This window comes from Herbiconiux sp. (assembly GCF_004297105.1).
Lineage (GTDB): Bacteria > Actinomycetota > Actinomycetes > Actinomycetales > Microbacteriaceae > Herbiconiux.
The window spans coordinates 78235-101966 of record NZ_SCVE01000014.1 but is presented as its reverse complement, the minus strand read 5'-3'; the positions used below and the strand labels follow the sequence as shown (position 1 = coordinate 101966).

Sequence of the window (23732 nt, the reverse complement as noted above, 5' to 3'; positions counted from 1 at the left end):
GGCGGAATTCGCGAGACCTCAGAGAGCGGCGCGGCGCTCCGCCTCGGCCACCACGTTCTCGAGCAGCATCGCACGGGTCATCGGGCCCACGCCGCCGGGAACCGGCGAGAGGAAGCCCGCCACCTCGGCGGCGCCCGGGTCGACGTCGCCCACGAGTCGAGCCTTGCCGGTCTCCTCGTTCACCATGCGGGTGATGCCCACGTCGAGCACGGCGGCGCCGGGCTTCAGCCAGTCGGCCTTGATGAGCCCGGGCACGCCCACGGCTGCGACCACGACATCGGCTCGCCGCACCTCGTCGGCCAGGTCGACCGTGCGCGAGTGCGTGAGGGTGACCGTGGCGTCGACGCCCTTGCGGGTGAGCAGCAGACCGAGCGGCCGTCCGACGGTGAGGCCGCGGCCCACGACCACCACGTGTTTACCGGGCAGCGTGATGCCGTAGCGCATGAGCATCTCGACGATTCCGGCCGGGGTGCAGGGCAACGGGGAGTTCAGCTCCCCGCTCACGCCGAGTACGAGCCGGCCGAGGTTCGTCGGGTGCAGACCGTCGCTGTCTTTCGCGGGGTCGATGAGCTCGAGCATCGCGTTCTCGTCGATGCCCGCGGGCAGCGGCAGCTGCACGATGTAGCCCGTGACGGCGTCGTTGGCGTTGAGCTCCGCGATCGCGTCACGGACGTCCTGCTCGGATGCCGTGGCCGGCAGATCGACGCGCACCGACTCGATGCCCACCTCCGCGCAGTCGCGGTGCTTACCGGCGACGTAGGAGATCGATCCGGGGTCGTCGCCCACCAGCAGCGTGCCGAGGCCGGGAACGATGCCCTGGGCCCGCAGCGCCGCCACCCGCTCGGCGATCTCCGCCTTGAGGGCGGATGCCGTCTCGACGCCGTCGAGCCGGACCGCTACCACTGCTCGAGGCCCGGGTAGAGCGGGAACGCGTCGGTGAGGGTCTGCACGCGTGCACGCAGCGCCGCGACATCCGGCGCCGGCTTCAGCGCGGTGCCGATGATGTCGGCCACCTCGGTGAACTCCACGTCGCCGAAGCCGCGGGTGGCGAGGGCGGGCGTGCCGATGCGGAGGCCCGAGGTCACCATCGGGGGGCGCGGGTCGAAGGGCACCGAGTTGCGGTTCACGGTGATCCCCACCTCGTGCAGGATGTCTTCGGCCTGCTGGCCGTCGAGCTCGGAGGTGCGGAGGTCGGCGAGCACGAGGTGCACATCCGTTCCCCCGGTGAGCACGTCGACGCCGGCGGCGCGGGTGTCGTCGGCCGTGAGGCGCTCGGCCAGGATGCGTGCGCCCGAGAGGGTGCGCACCTGGCGGTCTTTGAACTCGGGCTCGGCCGCGAGCTTGAACGCGGTGGCCTTGGCGGCGATGACGTGCATGAGCGGGCCGCCCTGCTGGCCCGGGAACACGTTCGAGTTGAGCTTCTTGGCGAGCTCCAGGTCGCGGCTCACGATGAAGCCGGAGCGGGGGCCCCCGATGGTCTTGTGCACGGTCGACGACACCACGTCGGCGAAGGGCACGGGCGACGGATGCAGGCCTGCCGCCACGAGACCGGCGAAGTGCGCCATGTCGACCCAGAGCTTGGCGCCCACCTCGTCGGCGATGGCGCGGAAGGCGGCGAAGTCGAGCTGGCGGGGGTAGGCCGACCAGCCGGCGATGATGACCTGCGGCTTGTGCTCGAGGGCCTTGTCGCGCACCACGTTCATGTCGACGAGGAAGGTCTCGGGGTCGACGCCGTAGGAGACCGCGTTGTAGAGCTTGCCGGAGAAGTTGAGCTTCATGCCGTGCGTGAGGTGGCCGCCGTGGGCGAGCTCGAGCCCGAGGATGGTGTCGCCCGGGGTGGCGATGGCGGAGAGCACGGCGGCGTTGGCGGTGGCACCCGAGTGGGGCTGAACGTTGGCGTACTCGGCGCCGAACAGCGACTTGGCACGGGCGATGGCCAGTTCTTCGGCGATGTCGACGAACTCGCAGCCGCCGTAGTAGCGGCGGCCCGGGTAGCCCTCGGCGTACTTGTTGGTGAGCACGGAGCCCTGGGACTCGAGAACGGCGCGGGGAACGAAGTTCTCGCTCGCGATCATCTCGAGGGTGTCGCGCTGACGGCCCAGCTCGAGCTTCAGGACTTCAGCGATCTCAGGATCGACTTCACTGAGTGGCGCGTTGAAGATGTCGGACATGACGGGCTCCTTTTCGGCGTGACGGACTACGAGTGTCGGGATCCGTATCGACCCAGGCGCGCGGCCGAATCCCTGTCCGTCGCTTCCCGATGGTGACCATCTGAACGCCAGTTGCGACGCTCAGAGCCTACCTCAAAGGCGCTGCGCTCGGCGAGTGAGTGCGGGGGTCGCGATGAGCAGTGCCGCGCCGATCACGAGGGCCCCGAGGTAGAACCACGGCAGGGATGTGAGGCCGAAGGAATCGAGGAAGAACCCGCCCACCAAGGCGCCGAGGCCGATCCCCGCGTTGAAGGCGGTGGAGTAGAAGGCACTCGCCGAGTCGCGGATAGCCGGCGACGCGGCGTGCATCAGCTGGGTGGGCAGCAGCGTGGGGATGACACCGAAGGCGACGCCCCACACGAAGAAGGCGCCGATGGCGAGCACGGGGTTTGCCGCGAACACGGCGAGCGTCACCACGGCGAGTCCGGTGGCGCCCAGTGCGATCAGCAGCCCGGTGCTCGGCCGGCGCCCGAAGAGGATGCCCGCCGTACCGACGCCGATGGCCCCAGCGAGTCCGTAGACCAGCAGCAGCAGGCCCACCTGGCCCTCGGGCACACCCATCTCGCCGATCATGAAGGGCGCGATGTAGGTGTAGAAGGCGTAGTTGCCGATCATGATGACGGCCACCAGGATGCAGATGAGCGCCACCACGGGGATGGTGGGGTCGAGCGGGCCCCGGCGACGCGCGGCGCGGATGGCTGCGGTGTCGGTGTTCACCTCGAGGTGCGCACGGTGGTCGACGCGGGGAAGCAGGAACCAGATGAGCACGGCACCGAGGAGCGCCAGCATCCCGATTCCGAGGAACGGCGCACGCCAGCCGAGGGCGTGTCCGACGGTGGTGGCCAGCGGCACGCCGAGCACGAAGGCAAGGGTGCCGCCACCGGTGGTGATGGCGACTGCCCGGCCGATCTGCTCCTTGGGCACGAGGTGGGCCGAGTAGGCGCCCACGACGCCCCAGAACACACCATGGGCCATGCCGCCGACGATGCGGGCGCCGACCAGCACCCCGAAGTTCGGGGCGAGACCGCCGATGACGCTGGTGAGGGCGATTGCGACGAGCACCAGCATGAGCAGGAGGTGCCGCGGAACTCGTCGGAAGAGCATGGTGAGCGGAACACTCGTGAGAACCACGGCGAACGCGAAGAAGCTGATGAGAAGGCCGGTCTGCGACTCGGAGACACCCAGGCCCGTGCTCATCTCCGGCAGGAGGCCGGTGGGGATCATCTCGGCCGTGACGGAGAGGAACACCGCGCAGGCGAGCACGATGAGCCCGCCCCAGGGGAAGGGTTTGACGACCGGAACGGACCCGGTCTTCGGCATAAATGTGGTCACGGAGTGCGCACCATTCGAAGACTTCTCGAAAACGGCGGACAGAGGATGCTCGAGTGCTGATCCTGACGACCTGACGTACCGCGGCTCCGAGCCGCGCATCGCGGCCCCGCTAGACGGTGACGACTTCGTACATGCCCGTGGCCGGACGATGACCGCGCGACCACTGACTATTGTAGCTGAGGGGCACTCGCAGGCAAGAGGCACAGAGGAGATACGCAGATGACGCTGCCGCACAATCACTGGGTTCTGACCTTCGTCTGCGCCGACCTGCCCGGCATCGTGCACGCCGTGAGCGGCGCGGTGGTCGAATCGGGCGGCAACATCACCGAGAGCCAGCAGTTCTCGTCGGCCGACACCGGCCGTTTCTTCATGCGCCTCCAGGTGGAGTCGCAGTCGGGCCGCGAGGTGTTCGAAGCCGCGCTGGCGCCCGTGGTGGCGCGCTACGACATGGACTGGCAGCTCGACGTCGTGGGCCGCCCGCTCCGCACCCTCGTGCTCGTGTCGACGGCGGCGCACTGCCTGAACGACCTGCTCTTCCGCGAGCGCAACGGCCAGCTGCCCATCGACGTTCCGCTGGTGCTCTCCAACCACGGGTCGCTGCGCGAGCTGGCCGGGTTCTACGACGTGCCCTTCGAGTCGCTTCCCGTGACGGATGCCGCCTCCAAGGCCGCCTTCGAACAGCGCGTCATCGACGTGGTCGAGGAGCACGACATCGAACTCGTGGTGCTGGCGCGCTACATGCAGATCATCTCCCCCGAGCTCTGCGAGCGCCTCGCGGGCCGGCTCATCAACATCCATCACTCCTTCCTGCCCGGTTTCAAGGGCGCGAACCCCTACAAGCAGGCCCACGCCCGCGGCGTGAAGCTGATCGGTGCCACCGCGCACTTCGTGACGAGCGACCTCGACGAGGGCCCCATCATCGAGCAGAACGTGGTGCGCGTCGACCACACCCGCACGCCCGCCGAGCTCGTGGCCATCGGCCAGGACGAGGAGAGCCGCACGCTCACCACGGCGGTGAAGTGGTTCGCCGAAGACCGCGTGCTGCAGGACGGCGCCCGCACCATCATCTTCCGCTGATCGATCCCCTGTCCGGCACCGGGTCACCGGGTACTCTCTGACCATGTGCACTCGGATCTTCTGGAACGACAATGCGGTCGCCAAGACCGTCAGCCGCTGCATGGACTGGTCGGTGAGCGACGAGCCCGACCTATGGTTCACCCCGCGTGGCCTGAGCCGCTCGGGCAATGCCGGCGCCGACTCGTTCGAGTGGGTGTCGCAGCACTCGAGCGTCTCGGTCAGCATGTGGGGCCTCGGCACGGTCGACGGACTCAACGAGAAGGGCCTCGCCGCTCACGCCCTGTACCTGAACGTCGAAGACGTGCAGTACCCGGCACCGGATGACCGACCCGCGGTGTCGATCGCGCTGTGGGTGCAGTACTTCCTCGACAACTTCGCCACCGTCGCGGAGGCGGTCGACGGGGTCGATCGGGTGCGCCTCTTCTCGCAGGAGATGCGGGGCCAGCAGATGGGCGTGCACATCGCGCTGGAGGATGCATCCGGCGACTCGGCCATCATCGAGCCGATCGATGGACGGCTGGTCGTGCACCACGGACCCGAGTTCACCGTGATGGCGAACTCCCCCTCGCTCGACAAGCAGCTCGAGAACCTCCGCAACTACCGTCCGTTCGGCGGTGAGCTGCCGCCACCCGGTGACATCACGAGCCAGGACCGGTTCGTGCGCGCCTCGTATTTCTTGCACTATCTTCCGGAGCCCGAGAACGAGCAACAGGCGGTCGCGGGTGTGTTCCAGCTCATCGCCAACGTCTCGGTGCCCTATGGCGCGCCCTACTCCGACGGCGGCGTCTACCCCACCTGGTGGCAGTCAGGTGCCGATCTCACGAACGGCGTCTACTACTTCGGGTCCACCCGTAGCCCCAGCATCTTCTGGGTGACGCTCGCCGATCTCGCCGACGGCACCGAGGTGCTGCGCCTCGACCCGCGCGACGAGTCGCTCGTGGGAGATGCATCCGCCCGTCTCACCCCGGCCGCACTGGCGTTCTAGGCAGGGCGCCCGGGTTCTCGCGCCATCAGCCAGCCGGCGACGGCATCGAGACGCCTCCAGCTGTCGGCGTCGGCGAGATCGAGCGGCTCATCGAGGTAGGCGGTCGCGCCGTCGCCCTGCTCGCGATACCGGAATCCGATCGGTGCCGACGCAAACCCCGCTGCGGCCGCCGGCAGCGAACCGAGGTGCGCTTCGCTGATCGAGAGTTCGGCGGGTGCCGACCCCTGCTCGACCCCGGCATCACCGCGAACCCCGAGCTGCAGGAAGACGCGCTCCACGGTCTTCGCCGCACCCCCGGCCGTCGTCTCGGAGATCAGCACCGTTCCCATCTCGAATGCGTCTCCGTGAGGGCCTCGGCCGCGCACCATCAGGCGCAGTGGGGCGACATCGGCGTCGAAGCCGATCGCGAGGCCGTTGCGTTCGGCCAGGTGCTCGAGTCGCAGGCGCCGGCGCAGGGTGCGTGCCTTCGACCGCCTCGTGAGAAACCACGCCACCACGAACAGCACGGCGATGCCGATCACGAACCATGGCACCAGGTCGAGGTCGCCGCCTGTGACATAGAACGCCAGGAAGACCACGAGGGCGCAGGTGCCGAGGAAGCCGAGCACGGTGGCCCACACCCGCCGCAGACTCAGGGGAGCGTTCCGCGATCGTCGCGCGCGCACCTCTCGGGCGTCGATCTTCTCCTCGAGCGCGCCGAGGTCCATCCACTCGAACATGAGCCTCCCTCATCCGTACGACGAGGATAGCTCATCCGGTCAGAGGATGACGGGATCCCAGATCGGCTTCTGGGCGAAGGCGTCGCGGTAGTACTCGAGTTCGGTGAGCATGCTCGCGGCCTCCTCGTCGACCACCACGGTGGCTCTCGGATGCAGTTGGATCGCGGATGCCGGCACGCTCGCCGAGAGCGGCCCCTCCACCGCGGCGGCCACCGCGTGCGCCTTGGCCGCCCCGAAGGCGAGCAGCACGAGCCGCTTCGCACGCAGGATGGTGCCGAGCCCCTGGGTGATCGAGTGCACCGGCACGTCGTCGATCGAGGCGAAGAAGCGCGCGTTGTCCTCGCGGGTCTGCCGTGTGAGTGTCTTGACCCGGGTGAGCGACGCGAACGAGGAGCCCGGCTCGTTGAAGCCGATGTGCCCGTCGGTGCCGATACCGAGGATCTGCAGGTCGATGCCGCCCGACGAGGTGATGGCCACCTCGTAGCGCTCCCCCGCGGTCTCGATGCCGAGCGTGCGGCCATCCGGAACATGCACGGCGGCGGGGTTCAGCTTCAGCGGCCCCACGACATCGCGCGCGATCACCGAGTGGTAGCTCTCCGGATGCGTCACGGGGATGCCGACGTACTCGTCGAGGGCGAAGCCGCGCACCGCCGAGAGGTCGAGTCCCGCCCGCACGCGCTCCGCGAGTGCGCGGTAGACGGGCAGGGGGGTGTCGCCGGTCGCGAGGCCGAGCACGGCATCCGGGCGCGTGCCCACCAGCCGCTCGATCGCCTCGGCCACGAGCGCGCCGGCCGCCTTGCGGCTGCCGACCACGATCACTTCAGCCACTCGGCCATCCTCTCGTCGTCGCGCCGGCCATCCAGCGCGTTGTCGTCCGGGCCACCGGCGTCGTGCTGGTCGTCGGCATCTGCGCCGGCCTCTGCGCCGGCTGAGGCCCGGGGTGCGCCGACCAGTGCAGCGCCCACCGCCGCGGCGGGGAAGCCTGCCGGAACCAGCCGCACACGGCCGTCGAGGCCGAGCGACGCCAGGAACGACGACTCCTCCGCCCAGGATGTCAGAACCCGCCGCACCTCGTCGAGCAACCAGTCTCCGAGGTTGCTGAGTCCTCCGCCGATCATCACGAGCTCGACATCGACGGTCAGCACGAGAACACGCACCGCGGCAGCGACGTTGTCGACGAGGAGCGAACGGATGGCGATCGCCGTCTCGTCGCCCGAGGCCGCGGCCGCCAGCAGCGAGCGCGCCGGGATCGGATCGTCGCTGCCCCACTGCCGCGCGATCGCCGACCCGGAGGCCACGGTCTCGAGGCAGCCCCGTTGGCCGCACGGGCACAGCACGCCGTTGGGGTCGACCGGGATGTGCCCGATCTCGCCCGCCGCACCGCGCGAGCCGCGCCAGAGCGCTCCGTCGATCACGAGACCGGCGGCGAGACCGGTACCGAGGTTGAGGTAGGCCATCGACGGCACGAGACCGCCGACCGCGCCCGTGGGAGGCACCATCAGGTGGTAGGCGCCGAGTGCCGCCGCTTTGACATCGTTCTCGACCTTGACCTCACGCCCGAGCAGAGCGGTGAGCCGCGGGCCGAAGTCGAGCTCGTCGAAGCCGAGGTTCACCGCGTGCGACACGCCCCCGGTCGCCACGTCGACCTGACCGGGGATGCCGACCCCGATCGACTCGAACTCGAGCGGGCTGAGACCGGTGGCCTCGGCGATGCGCGCGACGCCGTCGAGCGCGGTGGCGATCACGGCGTCGGCGCCGAAGCCCGTGGCGAGGCGCACGCGTTCGACGATCACACCGCGCGCGTCGACGGCCACGGCATCCGTCTTGGTGCCGCCGATGTCGAGACCGAGCCTCATGCCCGCACCCCCTCGGTCTCGAGCAGCTGGGCGAGCGCCTCGCCGAGCAGAGCGGATGCCCCGAACGTCGCGATCTGGGCGTAGCTCGGGTCGTCTCCCGGCCAGCCCATGTCGACCGTCACGACACGCTCATGCCGCGCACGAAGGGAGTCGATGAGCCGAACGACCTCCGCCCGTCGCTGGTTGTCCTTTCCGACCACGAGAACAGATGCCGCTTCGGGAATATCTCCGATCGGCGACGCCCAGTCCGCTTCCGTGACCGCGACGATCGGCAGCTCCGGCCCACGGGCGCCGAACGCGGCGAACGGCCCCCACGGCACCTCCCCCACGGCGATGTTCGCCACCGTGTCGACGCGCACGACGACCCAGCCGGGGCCGGCGAGGTCGACGGACGGATCGATGCGGAAGATCGAAGCGAGTGCGGAGGCGTCGAGCGACGAGTGGTGCGGAGCCGAATGAGACGCGGTGGGAGCCGCCGTGACCGTCTCCTTCAGCACGCGCACGAGCCGGCGCAGCCGCTCGTCTGCGTCGGCCAACCGTTCCACCGGGAGCGATCCATCGCCGAGCGCCTCGGCCACAGCGGCCACGATCTGCTCCAGCTGGGCTTCGGTGTTCTTCGTGCCGATGCAGAGCAGGTCGCACCCGGCGGCGAGCGCCCGCACGGCGGCGGCCGGGATGCCGATCTCGCCGCTCGCACCCACCATGTCGAGGGCATCGCTCACGACGACTCCGCTGAACCCGAGTTCCCCACGGAGGATGCCGCCCAGGATGCGGGCCGAGAAGGTGGCGGGGTTCTCGGCGTCCACCTGCGGAAGCAAGATGTGGCTGGTCATCACGGTGAGCGCCCCGGCCTCGATGGCCGCCGCGAAAGGCCGCAGCTCGCGCTCATGCAGCGTCTCGAGCGACACATCGACCGTGGGCAGCGAGAGGTGCGAGTCCTGCGCGGTGTCGCCGTGGCCCGGGAAGTGCTTGATGCTCGCCGCCACTCCCTCCGCCTGCAGCCCGTCGACCCAGGCCGCGCCGTGGCGCGCGACGAGGTCGGCCGAGGTGCCGAAGCTGCGGATGCCGATGACCGGGTTCCGGGGATCGGAGTTGATGTCGACATCCGGTGCGAAGTCGAGGTTCACGCCCACGGCGCGCAGTTCGGCGCCCACGGCGCGCCCGACGGCCCGCGTGGCCTCGCGATCGTCGAGGCGCCCGAGCACGGCATTGCCCGGATAGGGCGCTCCGCGGTCGTAGTAGAGGCGCGTGACGTCGCCGCCCTCCTCGTCGATGGCGATGAGGGCATCCGGGTTCGCGGCCCGGATCGCGTCGGTGAGGGCGCGCACCTGCTCGGGCGACACGATGTTCTCGCCGAAGAGGCACACCCCACCGAGGCCGTCGCGGAGCATCCGCTTCACCCAGTCGGGCAGCTCGGTGCCGACGAATCCGGGCAGGAGGGTGCGGAGAACCTGCTGCCGGCTCGAGGTCGAGGGCCCGCTCATCCCTTCACCGCCCCGCTGACGAGCCCGGAGGTCATACGGCCCTGCACGATCAGGAAGAACACGATCACGGGGATGGCCATGAGGGTCGATCCCGCCATGATGGCCGCCCAGTTCGTGGTGCCGGTGACCTGCTGGAAGGTGCGCAGCCACACGGGCAGCGTCATCATCTCGGGTCGGGAGTTCACCACGAGGGCGAGCAGGAACTCGTTCCAGGCCTGGATGAACCCGAACACTCCCGTGGCGACCAGCCCGGGAGCGAGCAGAGGGAACGTGATGCGCCAGAACGCGCCGGTGCGCGAGCAGCCGTCGATCATGGCCGACTCCTCGAGCTCGACGGGCACGCCGTTCACGAAGCCGCGGAGCGTCCAGATGGTGAAGGGCAGAACCGTGGCCACGTACACGAGGGTGAGCCCCCCGATGGTGTTGAGCAGGCCCCAGCCGTCGAGCACCCGGTAGGTGGAGACGATCATGGCCTCGGCCGGGATCATCTGGATGATGAGGATGGCGAAGATGAAGGTCTTGCGACTCTTGAAGCGGTAGCGCGTGACCGCGAGCGAGGCCAGGAACGCGAACACCAGAGCGATGATCACGGTCGACACGGTGACCATGAGCGAGTTGCCCAGCGCAGGCAGGAAGGGTGCGCGCCCCGGGTCGAAGATCACGGTCTCGTAGTTCGCCATCGTGAGGTTCTGCGGCACGAAGTTCGGCACCGCGCCACGGATCTCGTTGTTCGGCTGCAGCGAGGTGTTCACCATCCAGTAGACGGGGAAGACCGAGAACAGGAAGACGATGATCGAGAGCGCGCCGAGCACGATGGCCGTGGTGCGCTTCTTCGCCGACAGGCGGCGGTGCGGGGTGCGGGTGGTGGCCGGAGCGGTTGTCACAGCGGCGCTCATTCTTCCTCCTCCTTGAGGCTGCGGCGCACGTAGAAGATCGAGATGCCCACCATAAGGATCACCATGATCACGGCAATCGCGCCGCCCGTGCCGTAGTCGCCCTTGCCGAGCGAGGTCTGATAGATGTACACGCCGAGCGTGGAGGTCTGCTCCTTGATGCCGCCGATGCCCTGCAGGGCGAAGATCTGCGTGAACACGCGCAGGTCCCAGATGACCTGGAGGATGATCACCACCACGAAGATGGAACGGAGATAGGGGAACACGATCAGGCGGAACCGCTGCCAGGCGCCCGCACCGTCGAGCTGCGCGGCTTCGAGCACCTCGTCAGGCACCTGGGTGAGGCCGGCGAAGATGGTGAAGGCCACGAAGGGAACCGCTCCCCAGGTGACGATGATAGTGGCCACCACGAAGAACGAGAACGGATCGATGAGCCAGGAGTGGTTCGTGAAGTCCTGCCCGCTCACGGCCTCGAGCAGGTAGTTGACTACGCCGTACTGGGTGTCGAACATCCAGCCCCACACGATGGTGGCGGTGAGCGCGGGCATGGCCCAGGCGAGCAGCAGGCCCACCGAGACGAGCACCTTGAAGACCTTGTTCACCCGATTCATCAGCAGCGCCACGAGGGTGCCCAGCACCATCGCCGTCACCACGTTGGCGAGGCAGAACAGGATGCTGCGGCCGAGCACCGCCCAGAACTGCGGGTCGCTCAGAACCCGGGTGTAGTTGTCGAAGCCCACGAAGGGTGCGGGGGCGCCGAACACCTGCGCCCGGCCGAACTCCTGGAACGACATCACGAACAGCTGGATGAGCGGCCACCCGATCACGACGGCCAGGATGACGAGGGCCGGCAGGAGCAGAACCCCCGGCGTGAACCGGCCTGGCTTGGCCCGAGAGGGGCCGCGTTTCTTCTTGTTCTTCGGCGTGAGCGGAAGCTCTTGAACGCCTCCGGATTCATGCTCCCGGACCAGCATCACAGACGAGGTCATCCGTGGTCCTCCTACTACGATTGCGGTGTGCCTTCACCTTCCTAGGGCGATGGGCATCTGGGCCCGACGGTGGCCGTGTTGGCGCACGGCCACCGTCGGGTTTTCACTCTGTCGAGCGGATCCTCCGCCTCCTCCTAGGAGTTGAGGATGCCGTCGATCTTCTCGTCGAGCGCCTTGGCGAGGCTCGTGACGTCGCCGCCCTCCCCGATCGACACGAAGAAGTCCTGCAGGGCGCCGGAGGCCTCGACATCGGCCCACTTCGGCGAGGCCGGGGTGAGCTTGGCGTTGGCGGCGGCCTCGGCGATGGCCTTGGCGACGTCATCCGTTCCGAGGGTCGAGGCGAGCGAGAGCTTGGCCGGCACGAGGCCCGCCTTGCCGAGGATCGTCTGGTAGTCGTCGCTCAGCATGATGGCGAGCGCCTTCTCGGCGAGATCGGGGTGAGCCGAGTTCGCCGACACCGCGATGTTGGAACCGCCGGCGAAGACGTGGGCCGCGCCGCCGTCAGCGCCGGGGAGGGCGTAGACACCGAGGTTCGACTCCTGGTCGGGGCATCCGGGGGCCTTCGAATCGAGGGGGGCGAGGATGGAGCCCTTCACCCAGCTCGGAGCGGAGAGGTTCGCCACGGTTCCCTCGCAGAACGGAACCTGCGGGTCGGTCTCATTGCCGTCCTTCGGTGCGACGGAGGCTTTGGTCATGACCTCCTGCACCTGCTCGAGGCCCTTGATCGACTCGGGGCTCGAGAACGACGAGGTCCAGGTGTCCCCGTCCTGGGTGGCGATCTCGCCGCCCGCCTCCCAGATGTAGGGCAGGGCGTTGTACCAGTCCTGGCCGGGGAAGTAGATGCCCGAGACGCCGGGGTTGGCGGCGGCGAGCGCGACACCGTTCGACACGTACTCGTCGAGCGTGGTGGGCACCGTCAGTCCGGCGTTCGCGAGCAGGTCCTTCTTGTAGAACACCAGGCGGGCGCCGGAGTAGTAGGGGGCGGCGAAGAACTTTCCGTCATACGATCCGGCCTCGACGAAGCCGGGCAGCAGGTCGCTGCCGCCGAGCGAGTCGTACTGGTCGCTCAGGTCGAGGAACGCACCGGCCGACGTGAAGGCGGCGGCCTGGGTGTTGCCCACCTCGACCACGTCGGGGCTGTCGGAGCCCGAGAGGTTCGTGGTGAGCTTGTCGACGAGGCCCGTCCACGACTGCTCCTCGATGGTGAGCGTCGAACCGGGGTTCTCGCTCTCGAACGTGGTCTTCAGGTAGTCGCGCGCATCCTGCGGGGTGTCGGTGCCGTTCAGCCAGACGCGGATGTCGCCGGTGGAGCTCGCGGCGGAATCGCCGCCCGACGTGGTGCCACCGGCGCATCCGGCGAGCGCGAGCGCTGCCGTGAGGCCGAGGGCGGTGACAGCGAGTGTCGTCTTCCTCATTGTGTTCAACCTTTCCTAGGGCGATGGGTACTGCGGGTTACTGCTGTGATGCGAGGGTTCCGTCAGGAGACCCCGAGCTGGCCGGAGAGGACCATGACGGCCGCGCCGCGCAAGACGATGTCGTGCCCGAGCGTGGTCATCCGAAGCGAAAGAGAGCCGTGGAACTCGGCCATCGTCCGGTTTCGGAGCGTCTCGACGGTGGCGGCCATGAGGGGCCCGTCGAGAAGTTCGGTGGGGCCGCTCAGGATGATCTCACTGAGATCGAGCGCGCCCACGATGGGGGCCAGGGCGATGCCCAGCCGTTCGCCGGCCTCGCGGAGGGCGACTGCGCGGTCGGCCGCATCCGCTCCCTCCAGCCGGGTGATGAGATTCGGGATGCTGAGCCACGTCTCGAGGCAGCCGCGCTTACCGCAGGCGCACACCGCTCCTCCGTCGGTGCCCACCACGACGTGGCCGATCTCGCCGGCGGCGAAACGGCTACCGTAGAGCGGGGTGCCGCCAAGCAGCAGGCCCGCGCCGACACCGTGGCCGATGGTGATGAGCATCGCGTCGCTGTCGGCGCCCCCGAAGCTGTGTTCGGCGAGCACCGCGGCATTGGCGTCGTTGGCCACGAGCACCGGCACGCCGAAGCGCTCGTTCAGGATGCTCTGCAGCGGCATCCCGTTCCAGCCGAGGTTCGGCGCCGAGAGCACGACCCCGCCCAGGTCGACCACACCCGGTGATCCCACGCCGATGCCGAGCACGGGGGCGGTGGCCTGCTCGACGAGCTGCCGGGTGAGGGCGACGACCTTCTCCACCGCATCATCGCCGGTGCTGCCGGCGAGCTCCACCTCGGCGCGGGCGCTGATGGCGCCGTCGAGATCGAGGAGGGCTCCCGAGAAGGTGGAGTGCTCGGAGAGGTCGAGGCCCACGATCACGAAGGCGCTTCGGTCGAGATCGAGCAGGGTGGCGGGCTTGCCGGGGCGGGTCTCCTCGCGCTGACCGAGCTCCTTGATGAGGCCGTCGGAGATGAGTTCGGCCACCAGGGCGCTCACGGTGACGCGGGTGAGACCGGTCTCGCGGGCGATGTCGGCGCGGCTGCGCACACCCTCGCGGTAGAGGGTCTGCAGAACGAGCGAGCGGTTGTGGCCTCGGGCGTGCTCGGGGAGCACCTTGGAGCTCGGTCTCAAGGCTTTTCCGTGTGCGAAGCCCTGAACCGGATACGGCTGTGCCGTGTCGGTGCGGGAAGAGCTTCGCTGCACTTCCGATGCAGTCATGTTTGTTAGTAAAGCGTACGAACAATCACCGTGCAAGAGTTCGTGACGACTTTGTGCGCATCCTTTACAAACCCGTAACACGCGACCCGCGTGATGAGCGGCGGGCTCGCGGGGGTTGGGCTCGGCCGCAACGGCCGGCTCCGCCGACGGTGCGCCACTGGCCTAACATGGACTTCGTGCAGGAACAGACCGCGGCGACACGAATCAGCTTCAACGACGTGCTGAGGTTCGTGCTCGAGCTGTTCACCTTCTTCACCCTCGGGTGGTGGGGCTTCACGGCGTGGCCTTTCCCGTGGAACATCGCGTTCGGCATAGCCACCCCCCTCTTCGCCATCGTGGTGTGGGGCCTCTTCCGCTCGCCCCGGGCCGTGTTCCACATCGACGCCTTCGGAAAGGCGCTCGTGGAGATCGTGGTGATGGGCTCGGCCGCACTCGCCTGGCTCATGCTCGGCCAGCCGATCATCGCCGCCGTGTTCGGAGTCGTGGCCGTCATCTCGGGTGTGATCTCGGGGCGCAAAGAGTTCCAGTGATGCTCCTCCTCCACGGAGCCCGCAAACTCGACGCCGACGGTATCGTCGACGACTTCTGGATGCTCGCCGAGGGCACCCGTATCACTGCGGTGGGCACCGGCACCGGCTGGCGACACCACGTGCAGGGCGAACGACGGATGTTCGAGGAGACGACGGATGCGGCATCCGTCGTTCCGCCGACAGATCGCGATTCTCCGTCGACTCCGCCGACCATCGAGGTGGTGGATGCCGCCGGAGGCTGGCTGACGCCCGGGTTCATCGATCTGCACGGGCACGGGGGCGGCGGGTTCGCCTTCGACGACGGCGCCGACGCCATCCGCTCGGCCCTCGCCGAGCACCGCGCCCACGGAACCACCCGCTCGGTGATCTCGCTCGTGGCGAATCCGCCGCACGTTCTGGCAGCGAGCCTCGACGCCATCGCGCGCCTGGCCGCCGACGACCCCACGGTGCTCGGCGCCCACCTCGAGGGCCCCTTTCTCGCGCCCTCACGGAAGGGCGCCCACAACCCCGACTTCCTGGGCGTGCCCACCCGCCACGTGCTGAAGCAGCTGCTCGAAGCATCCGAGGGCCGCCTCGTGCAGGTCACGATCGCCCCCGAACTCCCGGGTGCCCTCGAGGCGATCGACACGTTCGTGGCCTCGGGCGTCGTCGTGGCCGTAGGCCACACGGATGCCTCCCTCGAGGTGACCCGCGAGGCCTTCGCCCGGGGAGCCACTCTCCTCACCCATGCCTTCAACGCGATGCCGGGCATCCACCACCGCGACCCGGGGCCGATCGTGGCCGCCATCGACGACGACCGCGTGACCCTCGAGCTCATCGCGGACGGCGTGCACGTGCACCCGGCCACCCTCGAGGCCGCCTTTCGAGCCGCGCCCGGCCGCATCGCCCTCATCACCGACGCCATGGCCGCCGCCGGCGCCCCCGACGGCCCCTACCGCCTCGGCACCCTCGACGTCGAGGTCGCAGACGGCCGAGCGCTCCTGGCCGGCACCGACACCATCGCCGGCTCCACCCTCACCCAGGACGCCGCCCTCCGCACGTCGATCGCCGCAGGCGTCGACCCGGTGTCCGCGGTAACAGCCCTCACGTCCACCCCGGCCCGCGTACTGGGCCGCTCCCACGACCTGGGCCGCCTCTCCCCGGGCTACCTGGCAGACGCAGTCCTCCTCAGCCAGACTTACGAAGCGCAGCGAGTGATCGCCGAAGGTCGCACCCTCCCTTGAGCGCAGCGAAGCGGGGCCGGGACATCGTGCTCACGCCGCCTTTCAGCTCCGCTGAACCCTGAGGCGTGAGTGCGATATCCCGGCCCCGCTTCGCGACCAGACCAAAGAGACCTAGGCCGACATGCGCGCCTTGAGGTTCTCATCGAGAGTCGCGAGGAACTCCTCGGTGGTCTGGTACGGCTGGTCGGGGCTCACGAGGAGCGCCAGGTCTTTCGTCATCTTGCCCGACTCGACCGTCTTGATCACGACGTCTTCCAGCGTGAGCGAGAAGTCGATCAGCTCCTGATTGCCGTCGAGCACGCCGCGGTGGGCGAGCCCCCGTGTCCACGCGTAGATCGACGCGATCGGGTTGGTCGACGTGGGCTTGCCGGCCTGGTGCTGACGGTAGTGCCGGGTGACGGTGCCGTGGGCGGCCTCCGCCTCGACGACCTTGCCATCCGGGGTGGCGAGAACCGACGTCATGAGGCCGAGCGAGCCGAAGCCCTGGGCCACGGTGTCGCTCTGCACGTCGCCGTCGTAGTTCTTGCAGGCCCAGACGTAGCCTCCCTCCCACTTCATGGCCGACGCGACCATGTCGTCGATGAGGCGGTGCTCGTAGGTGAGGCCCGCGGCGTCGAACTTCTCCTTGAACTCGGTCTCGAAGATCTCCTGGAAGATGTCTTTGAACCGGCCGTCGTAGGCCTTCAGGATGGTGTTCTTCGTGGAGAGGTACACCGGGTAGTTGCGGGTGAGGCCGTAGTTGAGCGAGGCGCGGGCGAAGTCGCGGATCGAGGCATCCTGGTTGTACTGCACCTGCGCGATGCCGTCATCCGGAGCGTCGTAGACGTCGAACTTGAGCGGCTCGGAACCGTCTTCGGGGGTGAACTGGACGGTGAGCTTGCCCTTGCCCTTGAACACGAAGTCGGTGGCGCGGTACTGGTCGCCGAAGGCGTGACGGCCGATGATGATCGGCTTGTTCCAGCCGGGAACGAGACGCGGGATGTTCGAGATGATGATGGGCTCACGGAAGATGACGCCGCCGAGGATGTTGCGGATGGTGCCGTTCGGCGACTTCCACATCTTCTTCAGGCCGAACTCCTCCACACGCGCCTCATCGGGCGTGATGGTGGCGCACTTGACGCCGACGCCGTGCTTCTGGATGGCGTGGGCCGCGTCGATCGTGACCTGGTCGTCGGTGGCGTCGCGGTGTTCGATGCCGAGGTCGTAGTACTCGAGGTTCACATCGAGATACGGGTGGATAAGCGTGTCTTTGATGGCCTGCCAGATGATGCGAGTCATCTCGTCGCCGTCGAGTTCGACGACCGTGCCTTCAACCTTGATCTTGGACAATTCAGCTCCTCAACAGCCGCCGGAAATGGGCCGTCCACCAGTTTACCCGCTTTCCCAAGTATCTCGACATCGAGATACTTTCCCGCACTCACGGCACACTCGCTGGCGCGCCCCTTGCGCAGCCGTTACCCTGAGTCCATGGGTGAACTGAGGCTCGAAGAGTTGTCCGCATCGAACATCGTCGCGGCGAACACGCTCTCGCTGAAGCCCGGGCAGGAGCAGTTCGTCGCTCCCGTCTCGCACTCCATCGCCGAGGCCTACGTGAACCCGGTCACGGCCTGGCCCCGGGTGGTGCTCGAAGACGACGAGGTGGTCGGCTTCATCATGGGCAACTTCGATCCGGATGCGCACGAGGTCGAGTTCCGCAGCTGCATCTGGCGCATCAACGTGGCCGCCACCGCGCAGGGCCACGGCGTGGGTCGCTTCGCGGTACTCGCCCTCGCCGATGAGGCGCGCTCGCGGGGATTCGGCCACATCACGGTGATCTTCGAGCCCGGCGAGGTCGGGCCCGAGGCGTTCTTCGCCAAGCTCGGATTCGAGAACACGGGCGAGACGCCGTACGGCGAGACGGTCGCCGCTCTGCCGCTGTGACCGCGGGGCGCGAGCCCGGCGCATCCGATGACCAGCCGTCGTTCGTCGACGACGTGCTCGACGTGGTCGACTCCATCCCACCGGGCATGGTGCTGAGCTACGGCGACGTCGCAGCCCTGCTCGGCACCCGCGCCGCGCGAGCGGTCGGCAGCATCATGCGCCGCTACGGTCACGCGCATCCGTGGTGGCGGGTGGTGCGCGCCGGAGGCCTGCCGCCCATCGGCCACGAGGCCTCCGCCCGGGCGCACTACGATACCGAGGGCACCCCGCTCCGAGCGATCTCGCGGGAACCGGGCTATGCAGTCAGCTACGCTGTAGCTCGGTGGCAGCCGGCGAACCCGGGCGCCCATGATGAGAGGACCGACCACAGCCGATGAAACGACGCGCACTTCTCGCCGGGATCGCGGCGACAGCACTCGTCGCCTCACTCTCCGGTTGCACCCTCGCCAGCGCGCTCACGCCGCCCGTCGAATCGCAGCTCTACGCCACGAAGGCCGATGCATCGGGGCCGAACGCCACGATCTCAATCCCATCGTTCGTGCCCGATGACGCCGTGATGATCCGCATCAAGCAGAACGCAGAGACCGGTGATGCCATCCTGAAGTGGGATGACCCGGCCCCCGAAGACATGGGTGCTGCCTGCGATCCGCCCGCCACTGACGTCACAGCTCCCTTGGATGACACATGGTGGCCACAGCAAATCAGCCCTGACAGTGTTGCCTGCATAGACAACTGGCACGTATCGCGGATTGGCTCGAGCTTCTTCGCTTGGGAATACGGCTCTCCGGCCGCTTAGACCAGGGATTCGCGCCAGGAGGCGTGCAGCTGGGCGAATCGCCCCTCTCCCGAGATGAGATCGGCCGGCGTTCCGTCTTCGACGATGCGACCGCGTTCCATCACGAGCACGCGATCGGCGATCGACACGGTCGACAGCCGGTGCGCGATGATGATCGCCGTGCGGTCGGCGAGCAGGGTCTGCAGAGCATCCTGCACCAGGCGTTCGCTCGGGATGTCGAGCGAGGCGGTCGCCTCGTCGAGGATGAGCACCGCCGGGTCGGCCAGGAACGCCCGGGCGAACGAGATCAACTGACGCTGACCCGCCGACACTCGGCCGCCGCGCTTGTTCACGTCGGTCTCGTAACCGTTCGGAAGACCGCGGATGAAGGTGTCGGCCCCCACGGCGACGGCCGCCGCGACGATCTCCTCTCGGGTGGCATCCGGTTTGCCGATGGCGATGTTGTCGGCCACGGTACCCGAGAACAGGTAGGCCTCCTGGGTGACCATCACGATGGCGCGCCGCAGGTCTTTCGGGTGCAGGTCACGCAGATCGATGCCGTCGAGGGTGACCCGCCCCTCAGTGGGGTCGTAGAACCGCGAGATCAGCTTGGCGAGCGTCGACTTGCCGGCACCTGTCGAGCCCACGAGCGCGATGGTCTGCCCCGCCGGCACGGCGAGGTCGAACGCGGGCAGGATGGGTCGATCTGCCTTGTAGCCGAAGGCGACGTCATCGAACGACACGGCACCCTTCGACGTCCACAGGTCGACCGGCTGCTCGGGGTCGGGCACGCTCGGCTGCTCCTCGAGTACGCCGGAGATCTTCTCCAGGGCCGCCGTGGCGCTCTGGTATCCGTTGTAGAACATCGCCATGTCTTCCATGGGATCGAAGAACCGTCGCGTGTAGAGCACGGCGGCGAGCAGCACACCCACCTCGATGCCGCCGCCGATCACCCGGAACCCGCCCACGAGCAGCACCACGGCCACGGCGACGTTTCCGATCAGCACGAGCCCGGGATCGTAGATGCCGAAGAGCTTGATGACGCGGGCGTTCGTCTGACGGTAGTCCTCCACGAGGCCGCCGAACTCGACCTCGTTGCGCTTCTCCTTGCGGAACGCCTTCACCGCCCGGATGCCCGTCATGGTCTCGACGAAGTGCACGATGAGGTGGGCGGAGGCGACCCGGGTGCGGCGGAAGAGCCGCTGCGAGCGCACCTGGAACCAGCGCGTGAGCACCGCGAGCGGCACGAGCGCGGCCAGCAGGATGAAACCCGACTCGGCATCGAGGAGGAACAGCGCCACCGCGGTGAACACCATGTAGAGCACGCCCTGCACCAACTGGTTGATGCCCGAGTCGAGCAGCTCGCGGATGGCGTCGAGGTCGCTGGTCTGCCGCGAGATGATGCGACCCGACGTGTAGCTCTCGTGGAACTCGAGACTCAGTCGCTGGGTGTGCAGGAACACGCGCCGGCGCAGGTCGAACAGGATCGCCTGGCTGATCTGCGCCGAGAGCACGGTGAACCAGGCGATGAGTACCGCCCCGAGCACGCCGGCCAGAAGATAGGCCACCCCGGCGAGCGCCACCGGCATCCAGTTCTGCTGCAGCAGGGCGGGCAGGCCCGAGTCGATGCCGTAGGCGATGATCGCGGGACCGGCCACCTGGGAAGCCGTGCTGATGACCACGGCGATCATGCTGACGATGAGCCGGCCGCGCATCGGCCGCACCAAGGAGCCCAGCAGGCGCAGCGAACGATCGCGGATCTGCTTGCTCTCGGCGGTCGACAGATCGTCGCGCTCTTCGCCCTCGACTCCGGTCACGGATGCATCGCTCATGTCGTCACCTCCTGGTTCTGTTCGTCGTTCTGCTGTTCGTCTGCTTCGAGGCTCGAGATCACGAAGCGGTAGTGCTCGCTGGTGGCGAGCAGCTCGGAATGGGTACCCACGGCGGTGACCCGCCCGTCTTGCAGCAGCGCGACGCGGTCGGCGAGCGCCACCGTGGAGGGCCGGTGCGCCACGATGAGGGCCGTGGTGGTGGCGAGCACCCGCCGCAACGCCGCTTCGACCAGGGCCTCGGTGTCGACATCCAGGGCCGACAACGGGTCGTCGAGCACCAGGATGCTCGGCCGGGCCGCGATGGCCCGAGCGAGTGCAAGGCGCTGACGCTGCCCTCCGGACAGGCTCAGCCCCTCCTCCCCCACCTTGGTGTCGAGCCCCTGGGGCAGGTCGTCGACGAAGGAGGCCTGCGCGATGTCGAGCGCCTCGCGCAGCTCGGCCTCACTCGCCTCCGGCCGGCCGAGCAGCACGTTCTCGCGCACCGTCTGGCTGAACAGCGTGGCCTCCTCGAACGCCATCGCGATGCGGGTTCGCAGGTCGTCACGACTGAGGTCGCGCACGTCGACGCCGTCGACCCGCACCGCTCCCCCGGTGACGTCGTAGATGCGGGTGGTGAGCGCGGTGAGCGTCGACTTGCCCGATCCTGTGAGCCCCACGAGGGCCATGGTCTCTCCGGGGCGCACCGTGAGGGTGACTCCGTCGATGAGGTCGGGGAACGACTCCGGCGCGTCCTGGTAGCGGAAGTGCACGTCGTCGAACGACAGCTCACCTCGCCCGCCCTCGATCACGGCCGGGCTCACGGGATCGGTGATGGTGTTCTCCGAGTCCATCACCTCGAAGAAGCGCAGCGTGGCCGTCTTCGCATCGAGGGTCATCGCGAGGAAGTAGCCCATCGACCAGATGGGGAACAGCAAGACGGTGCCGGTGGCGAAGAACGCCACGAGCTCGCCCACCGACGACTGACCGGTGGACGCCAGCCACACTCCGACCACGAGGCACACCCCGAACGCGAGGTCGGGGATGAGGGTGAGGTAGAGCCAGATGCCCGCGATGGCCTTGGCCTTCTCGATCTCCGTGCCGCGCAGTTGCTCTGCCTGGTTCTCGAAACGCTTCAGGGCGTACCGGCTCCGGCCGAAGGCCTTCAGCACCCGGATGCCGTGCACCGACTCCTCGACGCTCGTGGCGAGGTCTCCGGCCTGGTCTTGGCTGAGCCGCGCCACCCGTGAGTACCGCCGCTCAAAAGAGAAGCTGTAGGCGATGACCGGGATGGCGGCCAGCGCGAAGATCAGTCCGAGCACCCAGTTCAGCGTGAGCAGGATGACCAGGCCGCCGATGAGGGTCAGCACGTTCACCACGAGAAGCACCAGGCCGAACGACAGCCAGCGGCGGATGAGGTTCAGGTCGCTCACGGCGCGCGAGAGCAGCTGGCCGCTCGGCCAGCGGTCGTGGAAGGCCACCGGGAGGTCTTCGAGGTGCGCGTAGAGCGCATTGCGCATGCGTGCCTCGACGTGGGTGCCCGGCGTCAGCACGAGCGCGCGACGGGCACCGATGAGCACGGCCTCGAACACGCCGAGGGCCAGCACGATGCCGAAGGCGAGCCAGATCTGCCCGGCGTCGCCGTCGGTCAGCGGACCATCGACCATCCACTGCAGCACCTGCGGGATGGCGAGCGCCACGGCGCTCGCGGCGAGCGAGACCACCATGGCGGTGTAGATGCGCGGCAGCGCCTTCGCCGCGTAGGGCCGCAGTCGCAGCAGCACCGCCACCGTTCCGGCGGCATCCGACCCTGGTTTCTCTGACATGTTCCCGTTCCTCATCGCTCGCGGCGAGCTCGTGGCTCAACGCATCGCCGCGCGCGACGATTCCCGCGAAGGTGTGGTCGGGGATGCCGAGATGACCCTAGCTCGAGGGTGGCCGGCGGCGCGCAGCCTTACAGGCTAGCGGCAGGGCGGTGCTCAATGCAAGACGGATCAGGACGAGACGGAGCAGGTCACGACGAGATCAGCGCACCCGCACGGAGAGGCAGGTGACGCATCCCTCGAGCTTCTCGAACTCCGAGATGTCGACCGAGATCACGCGGTAGCCCAGGCCCTCGATGAGCCGCGCCGACTCCGGAGCGGATGCGGCCACGAGAACGGTGTCGTCGGCCAGCACGACCACGTGCGCGCCACTCGGCTCGGGCATCTCGAGGAATCGGTCGAAGATGAACGGGTCGTCCACGAGCGGCCGGTAGCCGATCACCGTGCCGTCGGGCAGCGCCGTGACGGTGCTCTTGAGATGCAGCGCCTTCGAGGTGGGCACCGCCACCACCGAGTAGCCGCGCGGCGCGAGGATCTTGCGCAGCTGACGGATGCCGTCGGAGTTCGTGCGCCCACCGCGCCCCACGTAGATGGTGGAGTCGATCTTCAGCACGTCGCCCCCATCGAGGGTGCCGGGCTTCTCGATGCGGGTGACCTCGAGGCCGAGCGCGGTGAGCGACTCCTCCACCTCGGGCAGCTCGTCCTCGCGGCTCTCCGCACCGGGGCTGCCCAGCACGGCGAGCGTGCCGAACATCACCACGGCGTCTTCGACGAACACCGAGTCGGCGAGATCATCGGCGACAGGCACCTCGACGGGCACCCAGCCCGCACCCGTGAGCGCGGCGACGTAGGTCTCCCACTGCTCCTTGGCGAGCTCGACATCGACCTCGGTGCGCTCGACATGGGTCACGATCCCCTCGGCGAGCGAGGCACCGGGCCGGCGCACGAGCACGTACTTCTTGCGCAGCACCTCCTGCTCCTCGGAGAGGGCGATGCGCCCGTGGATGCGACGGGCCACGGTGACGGATGCGACCACTGCGGCCAGAATGAAGATCAGGTTGTTGCCCACGAGCGTGCCGAAGAGCGGCGCGATCATGTCACCCAGGGCCACCCCTACCGAGAGCGCCCCGAGACCCGTTCCCACGAGGGTGGCGATCACGGCCGAGACGACTCCGGCGATGAGTGCCGTGTACCACCGGCGATAGGCACCCACGATGCCGAAGATGGCCGAGAACAGGAACAGCAGCAGGGTGGAGTTCAGGAAGTACTCGCTGTAGACCGTGAACACCTGGGCGTTCTGGGCATTGGCGATGAAGTACGCCAGGTCGGCGGTGACGAGCGCTATCACGGCGACGACCGCCGCCGCGACGACGGACGCGGTCACGGAGCGGAGCCGGAACGATGACATAGTGACGACCTTAGGTGATTCTGCCTGAA

22 protein-coding genes and 1 riboswitch are annotated in these 23732 nt (G+C 68.3%); of the genes, 7 read left to right on the top strand and 15 right to left on the bottom strand.

What is annotated here, in order from left to right:
- Positions 1-18: 18 nt before the first annotated feature.
- From EPO52_RS11960 to EPO52_RS11950, 3 genes are all read right to left on the bottom strand, one after another.
- On the bottom strand, positions 19-903 hold the full coding sequence (locus EPO52_RS11960; RefSeq protein ID WP_290806673.1) for a bifunctional methylenetetrahydrofolate dehydrogenase/methenyltetrahydrofolate cyclohydrolase: 885 nt from the start codon (positions 901-903) through the stop codon (positions 19-21).
- Positions 897-2171, bottom strand: a complete 1275-nt coding sequence (glyA, locus tag EPO52_RS11955) for a serine hydroxymethyltransferase (protein WP_290806670.1) — start codon at positions 2169-2171, stop codon at positions 897-899. The genes EPO52_RS11960 and glyA overlap by 7 nt, the downstream gene beginning before the upstream one ends.
- 43 nt (positions 2172-2214) lie before the next feature.
- A riboswitch (ZMP/ZTP riboswitch) is annotated at positions 2215-2296 on the bottom strand.
- A gap of 7 nt (positions 2297-2303) precedes the next feature.
- Positions 2304-3542, bottom strand: coding sequence for an MFS transporter (locus EPO52_RS11950; protein ID WP_290806667.1), 1239 nt, complete (start codon positions 3540-3542; stop codon positions 2304-2306).
- 219 nt (positions 3543-3761) lie between these two features.
- On the opposite strand from EPO52_RS11950, the gene purU reads away from it, so the two are divergent.
- Positions 3762-4619: a formyltetrahydrofolate deformylase gene (gene purU / locus EPO52_RS11945; RefSeq protein WP_290806664.1), complete on the top strand. Its 858-nt coding sequence runs from the start codon at positions 3762-3764 to the stop codon at positions 4617-4619.
- A 43-nt stretch (positions 4620-4662) separates the two neighbouring features.
- Entirely contained in the window at positions 4663-5604 is a 942-nt protein-coding gene (locus EPO52_RS11940; RefSeq protein WP_290806663.1) for a linear amide C-N hydrolase, read from the top strand.
- On the opposite strand, the gene EPO52_RS11935 is transcribed toward EPO52_RS11940, so the two are convergent.
- The 8 genes from EPO52_RS11935 to EPO52_RS11900 all read right to left on the bottom strand — a co-directional run bounded on the left by EPO52_RS11935 (position 5601) and on the right by EPO52_RS11900 (position 14216).
- Positions 5601-6323 (bottom strand): hypothetical protein, encoded by a 723-nt coding sequence (locus EPO52_RS11935; protein WP_290806660.1) that lies wholly within the window; start codon positions 6321-6323, stop codon positions 5601-5603. The two genes, EPO52_RS11940 and EPO52_RS11935, sit on opposite strands and share 4 nt — an antisense overlap.
- Before the next feature lie 39 nt (positions 6324-6362).
- The gene (locus tag EPO52_RS11930) at positions 6363-7151 is read right to left on the bottom strand and encodes a glucosamine-6-phosphate deaminase (protein ID WP_290806658.1); all 789 of its coding nucleotides are present in this window, start codon (positions 7149-7151) and stop codon (positions 6363-6365) included.
- A complete protein-coding gene (locus EPO52_RS11925) occupies positions 7139-8179 on the bottom strand; it encodes an ROK family protein (RefSeq protein ID WP_290806656.1) in 1041 nt (346 codons plus the stop codon). Before EPO52_RS11925 ends, EPO52_RS11930 begins: the two co-directional genes overlap by 13 nt.
- Positions 8176-9663 (bottom strand): beta-N-acetylhexosaminidase, encoded by a 1488-nt coding sequence (nagZ, locus tag EPO52_RS11920; protein ID WP_290806653.1) that lies wholly within the window; start codon positions 9661-9663, stop codon positions 8176-8178. Before nagZ ends, EPO52_RS11925 begins: the two co-directional genes overlap by 4 nt.
- Complete coding sequence (locus tag EPO52_RS11915) at positions 9660-10559, bottom strand: carbohydrate ABC transporter permease (protein WP_290806651.1); 900 nt, start codon at positions 10557-10559, stop codon at positions 9660-9662. Before EPO52_RS11915 ends, nagZ begins: the two co-directional genes overlap by 4 nt.
- The gene (locus EPO52_RS11910) at positions 10556-11545 is read right to left on the bottom strand and encodes a sugar ABC transporter permease (RefSeq protein ID WP_290806649.1); all 990 of its coding nucleotides are present in this window, start codon (positions 11543-11545) and stop codon (positions 10556-10558) included. The genes EPO52_RS11915 and EPO52_RS11910 overlap by 4 nt, the downstream gene beginning before the upstream one ends.
- 134 nt (positions 11546-11679) lie before the next feature.
- A complete protein-coding gene (locus EPO52_RS11905) occupies positions 11680-12960 on the bottom strand; it encodes an extracellular solute-binding protein (RefSeq protein ID WP_290806647.1) in 1281 nt (426 codons plus the stop codon).
- Positions 12961-13022: 62 nt separating this feature from the next.
- The gene (locus EPO52_RS11900) at positions 13023-14216 is read right to left on the bottom strand and encodes an ROK family transcriptional regulator (protein WP_290806644.1); all 1194 of its coding nucleotides are present in this window, start codon (positions 14214-14216) and stop codon (positions 13023-13025) included.
- A gap of 176 nt (positions 14217-14392) precedes the next feature.
- On the opposite strand from EPO52_RS11900, the gene EPO52_RS11895 reads away from it, so the two are divergent.
- Entirely contained in the window at positions 14393-14746 is a 354-nt protein-coding gene (locus EPO52_RS11895) for a YrdB family protein (protein ID WP_290806642.1), read from the top strand.
- Positions 14746-15969 carry an N-acetylglucosamine-6-phosphate deacetylase gene (gene nagA, locus EPO52_RS11890; RefSeq protein WP_290806639.1) on the top strand — a complete coding sequence of 408 codons (1224 nt, stop codon included), beginning with the start codon at positions 14746-14748 and terminating at the stop codon, positions 15967-15969. The genes EPO52_RS11895 and nagA overlap by 1 nt, the downstream gene beginning before the upstream one ends.
- Before the next feature lie 111 nt (positions 15970-16080).
- Here nagA and EPO52_RS11885 read toward each other — a convergent pair whose 3' ends face one another.
- On the bottom strand, positions 16081-17298 hold the full coding sequence (locus EPO52_RS11885) for an NADP-dependent isocitrate dehydrogenase (protein WP_290806637.1): 1218 nt from the start codon (positions 17296-17298) through the stop codon (positions 16081-16083).
- A 138-nt stretch (positions 17299-17436) separates the two neighbouring features.
- On the opposite strand from EPO52_RS11885, the gene EPO52_RS11880 reads away from it, so the two are divergent.
- Genes EPO52_RS11880 through EPO52_RS11870 form a run of 3 tightly spaced genes read left to right on the top strand, consistent with a single transcriptional unit; the run spans position 17437 to position 18685 of the window.
- Positions 17437-17889: a GNAT family N-acetyltransferase gene (locus tag EPO52_RS11880; RefSeq protein ID WP_290806635.1), complete on the top strand. Its 453-nt coding sequence runs from the start codon at positions 17437-17439 to the stop codon at positions 17887-17889.
- Positions 17886-18266 carry an MGMT family protein gene (locus EPO52_RS11875; protein ID WP_290806633.1) on the top strand — a complete coding sequence of 127 codons (381 nt, stop codon included), beginning with the start codon at positions 17886-17888 and terminating at the stop codon, positions 18264-18266. Before EPO52_RS11880 ends, EPO52_RS11875 begins: the two co-directional genes overlap by 4 nt.
- Positions 18263-18685 (top strand): hypothetical protein, encoded by a 423-nt coding sequence (locus EPO52_RS11870; protein WP_290806630.1) that lies wholly within the window; start codon positions 18263-18265, stop codon positions 18683-18685. The genes EPO52_RS11875 and EPO52_RS11870 overlap by 4 nt, the downstream gene beginning before the upstream one ends.
- Here the strand turns inward: EPO52_RS11870 and EPO52_RS11865 are convergent.
- The 3 genes from EPO52_RS11865 to ddaH form a co-directional block, all read right to left on the bottom strand.
- Entirely contained in the window at positions 18682-20496 is a 1815-nt protein-coding gene (locus EPO52_RS11865; protein WP_290806627.1) for an ABC transporter ATP-binding protein, read from the bottom strand. The genes EPO52_RS11870 and EPO52_RS11865 overlap by 4 nt on opposite strands.
- On the bottom strand, positions 20493-22298 hold the full coding sequence (locus EPO52_RS11860; protein WP_290806624.1) for an ABC transporter ATP-binding protein: 1806 nt from the start codon (positions 22296-22298) through the stop codon (positions 20493-20495). Before EPO52_RS11860 ends, EPO52_RS11865 begins: the two co-directional genes overlap by 4 nt.
- Before the next feature lie 199 nt (positions 22299-22497).
- On the bottom strand, positions 22498-23703 hold the full coding sequence (gene ddaH / locus EPO52_RS11855; protein ID WP_290806622.1) for a dimethylargininase: 1206 nt from the start codon (positions 23701-23703) through the stop codon (positions 22498-22500).
- Positions 23704-23732: the final 29 nt, after the last annotated feature.